This window comes from Candidatus Binatia bacterium (assembly GCA_029248525.1).
Classification (GTDB): domain Bacteria; phylum Desulfobacterota; class Binatia; order UBA12015; family UBA12015; genus UBA12015.
The window spans coordinates 18,494-31,372 of sequence record JAQWJE010000038.1; the positions used below are offsets into that span (position 1 = coordinate 18,494).

A 12,879-nucleotide genomic window follows, 5' to 3' on the forward strand; every position below is an offset into this window, starting at 1 on the left:
GTAGCAAAGCTCACAGAGCTGCCCCCCCTCAATAATAAGGATAACCCGAATGCTCAATTTGCCAGGAAGTTTTATCCGATTTCTTCTTTTGTCTGTCGTTCTCGTCGCGGCCTGGATGCCCGCAACCGAGGTGGAAGCCTGTGAACCGGCGGCGGCCATCACCCGCTACGAGCGCGGCATCTGCGAGGACACCACACCCTTCACCCTCTGCCACGCAGGGCCCTGCAAGAGCAAGCTCGGGGCATTGGACGCGATGGGCCGCTTTCATGTCTTCAAGAACACTGCGAGCTCCAAGATCTCCTGGTTGGCCTGGGATACGGAAAACCTCACGCGGACCTTGGATGAAGTGGTTGCCGTCAGAGACACAAGCATCGCAGCCTGTGGCGGCGAGCCTGTGGGGAGCGTCGCTGGTTGCGTCGAGCGCTACCGAATTCCCAACGTCAAGGCGTGTCCTCTCGGACAGGGTCCGAATTGCCCCGGCAATAAAGTCACAGCGACTCTGACCAGCCTCGAACAGGTCAACGAGGCAACCACTCCCGGCGGGATCGTGACTCTCGTCGATGGTCAGACGATCGAGGGCAAGGGGCGCCAACGTTACTGGCTGCATTATGAGGTCTGCTGTCCCGATCAGGGCCAGTTCGGCACCCCTGGTGATCTGCTCAGCACGTCCATCAAATACGCCGTATATGATTCGGTGGGTGGTGGCATCATCGGTTGCTCCACCAAGGATACTCGGCGCTCCGATCCACGACGGATCCCGGACAAGACATTTCCGTGCGGCGATCGAAACTGAAAAAGATCTCCGTCGGATGGAAAAGGGAGGCAGCTTTGCTGCCTCCCTTTTTTTGTCAGCTTTTGCACCGGGTGGTGCCGGGAAGCTAGGGTAGGGACGTTGTGAACGCCGCTACTCTCGCTGCTATCGTCTTTGTCGCCTTTGCCCTTGGCTACCGCTTCTATTCCCGGTTTCTGGCGGAGAAAATCTTCGCCCTCCGGGAAGATGAACTGGTTCCTTCGCGCGAGTTCGAAGACGGTGTGGATTTCGTGCCGACAGAGCGCCGGATTCTGCTCGGCCATCACTATAGCTCCATTGCGGGAGCCGCCCCGATTGTGGGTCCTGCTCTGGCGGTGATCTGGGGTTGGTTGCCGGCCTTGATCTGGGTGTGCGTCGGTACGGTGTTCATGGGGGCGGTGCATGATTTCGGCGCACTGGTTTTGAGCTTGCGCCATCAGGGCCGATCAATCGGCGATCTGGCAGGCGACGTTCTCAACCCTCGCCTCCGGGCGCTCGCTCTTCTCGTGATCACGTTTCTGACCTGGATTGTTCTGGCTGTTTTCGCCTTTATCATCGCGACCTTGTTTCGCACCTATCCTGGCTCTATTTTCCCGATCAACGTACAGATTCTTTTCGCTCTCGGCCTCGGTTGGCTGGTGCACCGCCGCGGGATTCCGATCCTCTGGCCATCTCTGATCTGCTTTCTTCTTTTGCTTGGTGCGGTATTCGCAGGAGATGCTGTCGCCGCGCAGGCCCCGTGGTTGGCCCAGGTGTCCATTGTGCAATGGGTCTGGATTCTACTGACGTATTGTTTTGTCGCTTCGGTCCTGCCGGTTTGGGTCCTCTTGCAGCCACGCGATCTGCTCAATGCCCATCAGTTGGTGACAGCCCTGGTGCTGCTTTCGTTGGGGCTTCTGATTGTGCGGCCGGAGATCCACGCGCCCGCGCTCAATTTGTCGCCCGAAGGGGCCCCCTCCTGGTTTCCCTTTCTGTTTATCACGATCGCATGTGGCGCTATTTCCGGGTTCCATGCGCTGGTCGCATCGGGGACGACGTCGAAACAGGTCATGAAGATGACTGATGCCCGCTCGATCGGCTACGGAGGAATGCTCGGGGAAGGGGCGCTCGGTTTGCTCGCTGTGCTGGCGACAACCGCGGGCTTTTCCTCGCGCTCGGCGTGGGAACATCATTATGCCAGCTGGGGGGCGGCGCAGGGGTTGCAAGCCAAGCTCGAGGCGTTCGTGGACGGTGGCGCCGTGTTCCTCGGCGGCGTCGGTATTCCGCAGGGGCCGGCGTCGACTTTTATGGCGGTCATCGTGATTGCCTTTGCGGCGACTTCGCTGGACACCGGCGCGCGGATTCAGCGGTTGGTGATCGCTGAACTCGGAGGGATCTACGGCGTCCGCCCTCTGCAGAACCGTTTCGTTGCTTCGGCGACTGGAATCGGTCTCGCCTTGTTGCTGGCCGTGACGCAGGGCAGCGGGCAGGGGGGCTTGATTCTCTGGCCCCTTTTCGGCACCTCCAATCAGCTTCTCGCCGGCGTGACTTTGCTCATCCTGTCGGTGTGGTTGAAGCGTCAGGGAAAGTCTATCCGCTACACCCTGATTCCGCTGCTTTTCCTGAGCAGCGTGACGCTGTTGGCCATGGCTGAAGAAATGAGTCGCTATTGGGAAAGCGGACGCTTTCTTTTGTTGGGAATCGGTGGTGCGATTCTGATCTGCGATGTCTGGATTCTCGGCGAAGGCTTTCTGGTCCTTCGCCGAGCACGTTCGTCATGAGGCTGCGGGGGCGGACTCTTTTCGTCGGAATCCTTTTGCTGCTGACGCTCCCGGTTCCAACATTTTCTATGCCGGCGGTCTCGCCGCGGATTGATGGATTGTTCCCGGAGTGGACGGAAAAAATCCAAGCCCGTGCGGACGGTGAATATATCTATCTGAAGTTTACCTTGCCGACCAAGGTCACGCTGCAAGGCGCGCCGCATCCGATCCGACTCTTTCTCGATCTGGATGACAACCCGGAGACAAGCAACGCGGGACTGGGAAAAACGTTCGGTCTGGGACCGGATCTGGTCGTGACCTTCTCGCCAACCCGGAGGGCCGGTGCGCGTGGTTCCGGGGTCGGCGTTGTCGGCACGGGGATTTCGGTGGATGGCGAGGCTGTGAGTCCCGGGCGATTGGGGCTGATCTTTGCGCCGATCACCGAAGCACGCTCTTTTGAGTTACGTCTCGCTCGGCCGGTGATGTCGACGGGCTCGGAGTCGAAGAGTTTGTCGTTGGTGCTCGCGGTTGCATCCGAGGAGGCATCGGACGCGTGGCGCTCGAAGGTTCTGCAGATTCGTTTGCCGCCGCGAACGGCATCGGAACGGGGTCTGCGGGCGATTCCGGATGGAGGCGACGGACGCATTCGACTGGTTTCCTGGAATGTTTTTTTTGCGCGACCGCTTGCGGACCCGGAACCATTTGCGCGGATCTTCCGAGCACTGAATCCGGATATGATCATGCTCCAGGAGTGGGAGAAGGTGGATGGCCGGTCGCTCGCCGCCTGGTTTGATACGCATGTTCCCCGGGAAACTCCGTGGCATGCCCTGACCTCGACTGGCTGGGGTGTTGCGTTGGTGTCCCGGACGCCGCTTGCGCGGCTGGGTTTGGCGAAGGTCAACCGTCCCGAAGGTGCTCCGGCGGACGACTTTCGTCCAGACGAGTCCTTGCGGGTCGTCGCGGCGCGGACGGATACGGCGCTCGGCCCGGTGGAATTCGCTTCAATTCATTTGCGCTGCTGCGGCTTTGCCGGGAGTTGGCAGGACCGGGCACGGGTGGCCGAAGTCAAAGCGATTCATCGGATGCTCTCTTCGGTATTTGATGCAAGGGAATCGATCCGCGTCGTCGGCGGTGATTTTAATCTGGTCGGCTCGCGCAAGCCGTTGGAGGTTCTGTCGGCTGGACTGGGGCAGGGTGGCGGCGACCTGCAGCCGGCGCAAGCGCCTCTGGTCGGGGATGAGGTTCACCACACGTGGCGGGACCCGCGTTCGCGGTTCACGCCGGGGCGTCTGGACTGGATTCTCTACGATGGCGCAGCGGCAGTCGAGGCTGAGTCCTTTGTATTTGATACGCGGGGGCTGCTACCCGAGGCTCTCGCAGACGCGGATCTGGCGCTGACGGACTCCGATGTCAGCGACCATTTTGCGGTGGTGTTGGATCTGCTGGCGCCGGCTCGCGAAATCAGACGATCCGACGACCGACGACGCCAGCAAGGCGTCGCACGATCGAGCGCGGAATCACATCCGAAATAGATGCCGTGAGTCGGTTTCCCAGGCCGGGAACGCGTACGACCTCACCGGCCATGCAGGCGGCGAACCCCTCCTGTGCAATCGCGGCCGCATCCCCGAGGATTGCGTCAGGGATCATGCGTCCCGCACGCGGCGAGTTTTGTTGTGCGCCGCGCCATAATTGTGTCTGCACGGGGCCGGGAGCGAGGGTGGTGACCGTGACTCCCGTATCGATCAATTCTTCTGCGAGCCCCTCGCCCAAGGCGAGCAGGTAGGCCTTCGAGGCGGCATAGGTGCTCATGCCGGGCATTGCCTGAAATCCCGCTGTCGAGGCGATATTGAGCACCCGGCCCCGGCCGCGCGCAACCATGCCCGGAATAAATTGGCGACAGAGGGCGGTGGGTGCGACTGCATTCAGGTTGACCTGGCCCAGAACCGAAGAATCATCCTGTTCGTGAAAGCGCCCCACCTCCATCACGCCGGCATTGTTGACCAGGACGTCGACATCGAAGCTCATCTCCTCCAACTGCGCGGCGATGGCCACCGGGGCATGCGGGTCGAGAAGGTCGTGCGGCAAGGCGTGGACTCGAGGGCCGCCCGCCGAGCGGAGTTCGTCCGCCAAACTCTCGAGGCGATCCCGACTCCGTGCGACGACAGCGACATGAAAGCCGGCATCGGAGAACGCACGAGCGAGTTCGCGCCCGATTCCCTCGGAGGCTCCCGTGATCAGAGCAATGTCCCGTCGTGTCTCGGCCATGGATGCAGTTTAGCGCCTCGCGCGGAGGGAATCACCCCGCAAGGTAAATCCGCCGAGGTCTGGCATCCGAGGGGCACAGGGCATAGGAATCTGCATATGTTCTTGGGGATTGATGTCGGAACCTCGGCGGTGAAGTTATTGCTGGTCGATGCAGGTGAGAAAGTGCTGGCTGAGGCTTCGGTCTCCCTGGCGGTGTCTCGACCCGAACCGCTCTTCTCCGAGCAGGATCCCGAGGATTGGTGGCGCGCTACCGAAGAAGGCATCGCCCGACTGCGGGCGGCGGCACCGCAGGCACTCGCGGCGACGGAGGCCATCGGCCTCTCCGGGCAAATGCACGGGGCCACGCTTCTGGACGATGCCGATCATGTGCTCCGACCAGCGATCCTCTGGAACGATGGTCGAAGTGCTGCCCAATGTGAGGAATTGTTGCGTCGGGAGCCGCGTCTCCCCGAGATTACCGGGAACCTGGCGTTCCCCGGTTTCACTGCGCCGAAGATTTTGTGGGTGCAGGAACATGAACCCGAAATCGCGCGTCGCCTGACGAAGGTTCTGCTGCCCAAGGACTACCTGCGATTGCGGATGACCGGCGAGTCGGTGTCGGATATGGCGGATTCCGCCGGAACTCTCTGGTTGGATGTGGGCGGCCGCCGCTGGTCGAGCGAAATGCTCGCTGCTACCGGTTTGTGCGAAACGAATATGCCGCGCTTGGTGGAAGGGAATGCCGCGGCAGGCGAGCTGCGCTCGACGGTGGCCAATGCCTGGGGGCTCTCGACGGGAGTGGTCGTGGCAGGCGGTGCGGGCGATAATGCAGCGGGTGCGATCGGCGCCGGCGTCGTACGTCCCGGCCAGGGGCTCCTCTCCTTGGGAACATCGGGTGTCTTCCTGCTCGCCGGAGACCGTTTCGCGCCCAGCCCGAGCACAGCATCGCATGCCTTTTGTCATGCCTTGCCGGGGGCATGGGTGCAGACGGCGGTGCTTCTATCCGCAGCCAGTTGTCTCTCCTGGGTCGCACGGGCAACCGGTGGGGAGACGGAAGCGCTGCTTCTGGCCGAGCTCGAGGAGAGGGCATCGTCCTCTCGAGTTCTTTTCTTGCCATATCTGTCGGGTGAGCGAACTCCGTGGAATGATCCCGAGTTGCGCGGCGCCTTTGTGGGCCTTTCTCATGATACGACGCGCAGCGATCTGGTGCAGGCGGTCCTCGAAGGCGTGGCATTCGCTTTTGCCGACGGACAAGAAGCGCTTCTCGCAGCCGGGGGCGTTGTGGATTCGATTCTGGTTTCGGGCGGCGGCGCACGCAGCCTCTATTGGGGCCGAATTCTCGCGAGCGCGCTTGGTCAGCCCCTGCAGTACCCCGAGGGGGCCGAGATGGGACCGAGTCTCGGAGCGGCTCGTTTGGCGCGGATGTCCGTGAGCGGCGAGGCGGCTGTCGATGTATGTCCGCTCCCGCCCATTGCCAGCGAAGTCCGACCGGACCCTGATCTCGCCTCGCTCTACGAGAGTCGACGACGCCTGCACCGGGATGCACTTGCCGGCCTCCGAGAGCCCATGCACGAGCTTTTGGAGCGATAATGGAACTGGATTTTTTACTGTTGGCTCTCGTGGGTATTTTCGCCGGCTTCATGAATACGCTTGCCGGCGGGGGGTCCTTGCTGACGCTCCCGGCCTTGATGCTGTTTGGTTTGCCCGCGGATTTTGCGAACGGCACCAATCGGGTTGCCGTTCTGGCGCAGGCATTGGCGAGCGTGACGTTTTTCGATCGCGAAGGAAAATTCGACCGGCGAGGTCTGGGCCCCCTCCTGGTGCCTGCCTTGTTGGGGGCCTCGGTGGGGGCCGCGTCAGCCTCCCAGATTCCGGCTTCGTACTTGAAGCCGATTCTGCTTCTGGTCATGACGACGATCGCTCTGACCATGCTCTTTGCTCCGAAGCTGATCGCCCCCGAACCGACCGATGAGGCACCCCGAGCGCCCGACAAGAAGAGTTTCATCACTTTCTTTGCGATCGGCCTCTACGGCGGGTTTGCGCAGGCGGGCGTCGGTATTTTTCTGCTCGCGGGGCTTGGCGGTCTGCTCCGATACGATCTGGTGCACGCGAATGGGATGAAGAGCGCGATCGCTGCCGCTTTCACGGCGCTCTCGCTGCTGATTTTTCTCGCCGCGGGGCAGGTCGAGTGGTTGCCGGGACTCGCACTGGCAGCGGGTATGGTCCTCGGTGCCAGAGTCGCGGTTTTTCTCGCGATCAAGAGTGGCAACGTCTTGTTGCACCGGATCGTACTGGTCCTGGTTTTGATCAGCTGCGGGGCGGCTTGGTTGAATTGACCCGCGGGGACCCCGGCTCCTGACCGGGTTCAGTCGAAAATTTGGCTGCTTTCGCCGATCGAGGGGTTGTCGCCGACATCATCAAGTCCTTCGCCCGCCGGAATACCAACCGAGCCGATCGACGGAGCGTCCCCCGCATCGGGAATATTCTCACCAGCGGGAATTCCGACGGAACCGATCGAGGGCGCATCGCCGGCATCGGGCTCGGCAATCACACCTGGGGCCGCGAGGGTCCCGTCGCGACCCATATCGCCGTCGAAGGTTCCGAATTCACCATCTTGTGCCCCAGCGAGCGGTGCCGTCAAAAAGCTTCCGGCGAACAGAACTGCTGCCAAAAGAGGAATCCAGCCAAGAAATCGAGTCTTCATCTATCCGGCATCTCACGCGCACCCGTCAGGAGCAAGCGTTGCCGACCACGCTCCCCACAAGGGTCCACCAGCTTTGTCGAAGATCGGCGTTGCTGTTAGAAATTATTGGTGCCTGTTGCTCAAAGTTGCCTGAAGCCTCTCCTGTTTTCGCGTCCCGTCGCTCTCGACCCCGGTCCTATGCTCCGGGCTCGGGATTTGCTGGGGAAGATTGCGCTTTCATCTTGTGCGCTATGCCTGAGCGGCCTTCTTCTCGCTCTGCCCGCCGGGGCGGAGGACTCGATCGCGGCGGATGTTGCCAGTCCTGCAACTGCTCCTGCCGTTCAACCTGCCGCTCAACCTGCCGCCAAACCTGCGGCTGGTTCCGCGGGAGATATGGCGGTTGCACCGCCTGCCGGCTCGCGGGTTGTTGTCGTCGAGGCGTTCAATACCGACCTCCTCGACCTTCTGCGAAATTCCGATTCGCTGGACCAGAAGGGGCGCAGCGCAGCGCTGCAACCTTCGCTGCAGGAAAACTTTGATCTCGGGTTCATGGCACAGAAAGTTCTGGGTCGTGGTTGGAAGCAGCTCACCCCCGAGCAACAGGCGATTTGGCGGGAGAGCTTTGCCGGGCTGATGACCGAGAACTACGCCGGGAGATTTGTCGGTTGGTCCGAGCAATCCTTTACCACCGTCGAGGAGTCCGAGGCGGGGCATGGAACTTTTCTGGTCCGAACCATATTGCACGTCCCCGGAGATGATGATGTCGCTCTGGACTATCGGCTTCGCGAAACTCCCGAGGGCTGGCGCGTGATCGACGTCTTCCTCAACGGCACTGTCAGTGAGCTGGCTTTGCGACGTGCGGAGTACTCCGGAGTTCTTAAAAGAGATGGTTTTGATGCGTTGATCGCGGCGGTTGACGGCAAACGCGATGAACTCGCGGCCTCCGCTCCCTAGCGGTGGTCTTCGCGGCGTGACCAGATAGCCGACTCACGATCCTGGCCGTAGGCGTTGCGCAGCGACGTGTAGTAATCGATCGAAGATTCCTCCAGAGCGCTCATGTTTCGTGCGTGACGTTCGCGCAAGGCGATGCCGTGCCCGGTGCCCTGAAAAGTCGTGTAGACGATATACTCGGTGGGGCCGAGGAGCCAGAAGGTTGGCCGCAGAAACAGATCAACGATCAGGCCGGTCGAATCCCGCAGGTTGTTCGGCCCCATCAGGGGGAGAACGACATATGGGCCCGATGGTACCCCGGCGAGAGCCATGGTCTGTCCGAAGTCCGAGTTATGACCGTCCATGTCGAAAATGACGCGCGCGGGATCGAAAAGTCCGGCGACTCCGATGGTTGTATTGACCAGGAATCGGGAGAATGTGATCGCAGCATCGTCCCATTCGCGTTGGAGAAGATCGTTGACAAAGGTTGCCGGCTCGCCGAGATTTTCGAAAAAATTCATCACGGACAGCTTCGCCTGCTTCGGGAGGCTCTGCCCGTAGACGTTCGTTACCGGTCGCAGAAACCAGGTGTCCATGCCCTTGTTGAGTTGATGCGTTCGGCGATTCACGGATTCCCATGGATCAGGGACGTCCTGGCTGCTGGTCGCATCTTCGGGCCAGTCCTCATCGAAGAGCGGGTCGTATTCCGTATCCGGTGCGGTGGCCGCGCCCGCGGGAGCCGCCGATGGAACAGTGGACGGTTCACACGCTGCACGTTTCGGAGCACTGAACGTACCGGCGACGATGATCATCGTGAGCAGTATCAGTCGCCCGAATGGAGTTTTTCTCGCGATCACTCCCAAAGCTTAGGGGTTGTTCGGGAGTGAATCCATAGGCAGCAGAACCGGCCAAGCTGTCGGCGGCATGCTAGGGTTCGACCGTGCAAGCGGAACAGGGCAGATTTCAAAGGGGTCTTTTGGCGTGGGCTGACGGGGTCACGCGTCACGCGCGGAGCATCGTTTGGGGCAATCTGGCTTTGAGCCTGATTCTTGCGGCCTATGCGGCCATGAACCTGGGGGTGAATGCGGACAATATGCGCCTGCTGGATCCGGATTTACCCTTCCAGCAAGCCGCAGCCGGTTTTCAGGAGAATTTCAGTTCCCTCGATGATTCTCTCCTGATCGTGATCGACGCTCGCTCGGGCACGCAGGCGCAGGAGAGCGCCGATCTCCTAGCGGCCGCACTCGCCGAGCAGACGGACCTCTTCACGGGCGTCTTCGAACCGGGTTCCGGAGGTTTTTTCGAGCGCCACGGGCTGCTCTATCGATCACCCGACGACCTCGAGGCTTTCGCGGACCAGATGGCCGCCTACCAGCCAATACTTGCAGAACTCTCGCGTGATCCCAGCCTGATGAATCTGACCTCCATGCTCGAGCGCGGGTTTGCGGAGGGCGTCGGGGGGGACGAATCAGCGACCGAATTCTCGGGGATCTTCGATCGTATCGGGGATGCTTCGGTCGAGGTCTTTGCGGAGTACCCGGTCGCCGTTTCCTGGCAGGATCTGATGATGGAAGGCTCGGCGATCGACCCGGGCTCCCGGCGGGTGGTCATCGCCGAGCCGATTCTTGATTTTGAGGCAGTTCTCGCGGCCTCCCCCGCGATGGAGTCCATCCGTAGCACCGCGCAGGATCTGGGACTTGTGGCCGACCGTGGGATCGAGTTGCGGATTACGGGCAACCCCGCGCTGAGTGTCGAGGAAATGATCGGTCTTTTCTGGGACGTGGGTGTCTCGGGAATTCTCTCGTTCATGATCGTTCTCGTGGCGATCTTTTTTGCTTTTGGCTCGGCCCGCCTTTCGCTGGCTGCCGGGGCTACTCTGGTGGTCGGGTTGGTGTGGACCGCGGCCTTCGCTGCGGCGACGGTTGGTGCGCTCAATCTTATTTCGATCGCATTTGCGGTCTTGTTCATCGGTCTGGGCGTCGACTTTTCAATTCATCTGGGAATGCATTTTGTCGCGGGGCTTCGCGCGGGGTTGCGGCCGGGAGAGGCTTTGCAGGGCGCTGGTCGGGAGGTCGGGAGTTCATTGATCCTGTGTACCTTCACCACCGCGATCGGGTTCTATTCCTTCGTGCCGACCGATTATTTGGGCGTGGCCGAATTGGGCCTGATCTCGGGCACGGGGATGTTTGTGATTCTGATCCAGACCGTGACGTTCTTTCCCGCGCTCTCCACACTTCTTGTGGGTAGTCGTGGCAAGGAATTGTTCGCCAAGACTTCGCGATTCCAATTCCGAGTGCCTGCGGCTGTGACCAATCGACCGGAGGTGGTGGTCTCGTTGGCACTTCTTCTGGGAATTGTCGGAGTCTTCCTCGCGCCCGGGGCCCGGTTCGATTCGGATGTTGTGGAGATGCGCGATCCGCGCACGGAATCAGTGGAGGCCTTCAAGGATTTGCTTGAAGACCCCCGGACCTCCCCGTGGTATATCGATGCCGTCGCCGATAACCTCGAGGAAGCCGAAGTCCTCGCAGCGCGTTTTGAAGAGCTCCCGGAAGTCTCCGAAGCGATTACCGTGCGCGCCTATGTACCCGAAGATCAAACCGAGAAGCTCGAAATTCTGGCGGACACCTCGATGCTCTTCGACGTGCCGCGCTCGGACCGGATTGCCTCGCAGGGCCCGACGGTAGAAGAACAGATTGCCGCAATCCGCGATCTGCAGCGACTGTTGACCGAAAGCACGGTCGTGCAGGGTGACTCGACGCTCGCACTTTCGGGCGCCAAGCTGAATGCCATGCTCGGCGAATTTCTCGCAAAGGTGGGCAACTCGCCAGATCCGACAGAGGCGGTCAACCGATTCGAAGAGCTTCTTCTCGGAAGCTTCCCGGATCAATTTCGCCGCCTGCAACTGGCACTCGATCCCGACGAGGTCCGTCTGGAAACGCTCCCCGCAAATTTGCGTGAGCGCATGCTCGCGCCCAACGGCAAGGCAAGGGTGCAGGTCTTTCCGAGCGGCAATTTGGGGGAAGGCGATGCGCGTGAGATTTTCGTGGATGCGATCCGGCAAGTCCAGCCCGACGCGACGGGCGTGGCTGTCAATCTCATCGAGTTTGGTAGAGCTACGGCGCGTTCGTTGGTGGAAGCGCTTTCCCTGGCCCTGATTCTGATTACCGTCCTTCTCCTGCTGATCTGGCGTAAACCGCTCGACGCGGCTCTGGTGCTCTTGCCCCTGATTCTGGCGGGTGTGATGACGGGTGCGGCGATGGTCGTCCTCGACCGAGCGTTCAACTTTGCCAATGTGATTGTTCTGCCGCTGTTGCTCGGGATCGGGGTTGATAGTGGCGTGCATCTCGTGCACCGGGCGCGCGAAGCGGGGCGCGGCAAGCCGCTCCTGGAGTCGGTCACGGCGCAGGCTGTTTTCTGGAGTGCTCTGACGACGATTGTCAGTTTTGGCAGCCTGGCTCTCTCCGCACACCGTGGGATCGCGAGTCTTGGCTTGCTTCTGGTGGTCGGTTTGACGATCACGGTGCTGGCAAATCTGATTCTACTGCCGGCATTGGTGGTGCTGGTACAACGGCGAGGGTACCTTCTCCCTCCAGCGCAACGAAGCTGAGTGATTTTATGGTGAAACAAAAAAAACAGAAACCGAGCAACACGGACGGGAAGTCGAAGGGTAAGGCCAAACGGAAAACGATGGCCTCACAGGTCGACTTGCTGGAACTGTACGAGAATTCGGTCATGGCACCGGACGAGGATTGCGCCTTTTTCGACGAGCTTTATCTGAAGTTGCGGGGTGCAAAGCCGGAAGTCTTGCGAGAGGATTTCTGCGGCACGGCAAAAATTGCCACCGCCTGGTGCGAGGCGGATGAGACTCGCCGAGCCATTGGTGTGGACCTCGACCAGCCAACTTTGGAATGGGGTCGCGAGCGCAATGTGGTGCCCTCGACGGCCGCCGACCGAATCGAGTTGGTCCATGGGAATGTTCTGGATCCGCTGACGACGAAAGCGGATATCACCTGCGCCAATAACTTCAGTTATTGCATCTTCAAGAAGCGGGCAGAGCTCAAGGCTTATCTGGCGGCCGCTTTCGAGGGCTTGCGCTCCGACGGGCTGATCTTTCTGGAGATCTACGGCGGACTCGATGCCATGAAGGAGTGCGAGGAGGAGCGCGATCTGGACGATATGGTCTATATCTGGGATCAGCACTCGTTCGATCCGCTGACCCATGAGACCCTCTGCTACATCCACTACCAGTTTCCGGACGGCTCAAAGCGAAAAAAAGCGTTCACCTACGACTGGCGCTTATGGACCATTCCCGAACTACGAGATCTCCTCGAAGAGGTCGGCTTTGCGGAAGTGCGGCTGTATTGGGAGGGGCTTGAGGAAGAGGCCGACGACGATGGCCTCTATTATGGTAACGGGGAGTATGAAGACGTCACAACGGTCGCTGTCGAGCAGCAAGAGACCTACCTCGTTTACGTGGTCGGACTTAAATAGTC

Annotated in this window: 11 protein-coding genes; 8 read left to right on the forward strand and 3 right to left on the reverse strand. The window is 60.6% G+C overall.

All coding sequences use genetic code 11. The features are described 5' to 3' along the window. Positions 1-49: 49 nt before the first annotated feature. The 3 genes from P8K07_07830 (at position 50) to P8K07_07840 (ending at position 4,061) form a co-directional block, all read left to right on the forward strand. Positions 50-793 carry a hypothetical protein gene (locus P8K07_07830; protein ID MDG1958433.1) on the forward strand — a complete coding sequence of 248 codons (744 nt, stop codon included), beginning with the start codon at positions 50-52 and terminating at the stop codon, positions 791-793. A 101-nt stretch (positions 794-894) separates the two neighbouring features. After that, positions 895-2,550: a carbon starvation protein A gene (locus tag P8K07_07835; protein MDG1958434.1), complete on the forward strand. Its 1,656-nt coding sequence runs from the start codon at positions 895-897 to the stop codon at positions 2,548-2,550. Positions 2,551-2,618: 68 nt separating this feature from the next. After that, positions 2,619-4,061 carry an endonuclease/exonuclease/phosphatase family protein gene (locus tag P8K07_07840; protein MDG1958435.1) on the forward strand — a complete coding sequence of 481 codons (1,443 nt, stop codon included), beginning with the start codon at positions 2,619-2,621 and terminating at the stop codon, positions 4,059-4,061. On the opposite strand, the gene P8K07_07845 is transcribed toward P8K07_07840, so the two are convergent. Beyond that, the gene (locus tag P8K07_07845; protein ID MDG1958436.1) at positions 3,991-4,794 is read right to left on the reverse strand and encodes an SDR family oxidoreductase; all 804 of its coding nucleotides are present in this window, start codon (positions 4,792-4,794) and stop codon (positions 3,991-3,993) included. The two genes, P8K07_07840 and P8K07_07845, sit on opposite strands and share 71 nt — an antisense overlap. Before the next feature lie 96 nt (positions 4,795-4,890). Here P8K07_07845 and xylB point away from each other — a divergent pair, with 96 nt between their 5' ends. Together xylB and P8K07_07855 are read left to right on the forward strand one after the other, a co-directional pair. Next, positions 4,891-6,363, forward strand: a complete 1,473-nt coding sequence (gene xylB / locus P8K07_07850; protein ID MDG1958437.1) for a xylulokinase — start codon at positions 4,891-4,893, stop codon at positions 6,361-6,363. Beyond that, complete coding sequence (locus P8K07_07855; GenBank protein MDG1958438.1) at positions 6,363-7,109, forward strand: sulfite exporter TauE/SafE family protein; 747 nt, start codon at positions 6,363-6,365, stop codon at positions 7,107-7,109. The genes xylB and P8K07_07855 overlap by 1 nt, the downstream gene beginning before the upstream one ends. 29 nt (positions 7,110-7,138) lie before the next feature. Here the strand turns inward: P8K07_07855 and P8K07_07860 are convergent, their stop codons facing one another. After that, positions 7,139-7,477 (reverse strand): hypothetical protein, encoded by a 339-nt coding sequence (locus tag P8K07_07860; GenBank protein ID MDG1958439.1) that lies wholly within the window; start codon positions 7,475-7,477, stop codon positions 7,139-7,141. Positions 7,478-7,585: 108 nt separating this feature from the next. On the opposite strand from P8K07_07860, the gene P8K07_07865 reads away from it, so the two are divergent. Beyond that, positions 7,586-8,410 carry an ABC transporter substrate-binding protein gene (locus tag P8K07_07865; GenBank protein ID MDG1958440.1) on the forward strand — a complete coding sequence of 275 codons (825 nt, stop codon included), beginning with the start codon at positions 7,586-7,588 and terminating at the stop codon, positions 8,408-8,410. Here P8K07_07865 and P8K07_07870 read toward each other — a convergent pair. Beyond that, a complete protein-coding gene (locus tag P8K07_07870; GenBank protein ID MDG1958441.1) occupies positions 8,407-9,243 on the reverse strand; it encodes a VacJ family lipoprotein in 837 nt (278 codons plus the stop codon). The two genes, P8K07_07865 and P8K07_07870, sit on opposite strands and share 4 nt — an antisense overlap. A gap of 119 nt (positions 9,244-9,362) precedes the next feature. Here P8K07_07870 and P8K07_07875 point away from each other — a divergent pair, with 119 nt between their 5' ends. Together P8K07_07875 and P8K07_07880 are read left to right on the forward strand one after the other, a co-directional pair. Continuing rightward, positions 9,363-11,993, forward strand: coding sequence for an MMPL family transporter (locus P8K07_07875; protein MDG1958442.1), 2,631 nt, complete (start codon positions 9,363-9,365; stop codon positions 11,991-11,993). 80 nt (positions 11,994-12,073) lie between these two features. After that, on the forward strand, positions 12,074-12,877 hold the full coding sequence (locus tag P8K07_07880) for a class I SAM-dependent methyltransferase (GenBank protein ID MDG1958443.1): 804 nt from the start codon (positions 12,074-12,076) through the stop codon (positions 12,875-12,877). Positions 12,878-12,879 lie beyond the last annotated feature (2 nt).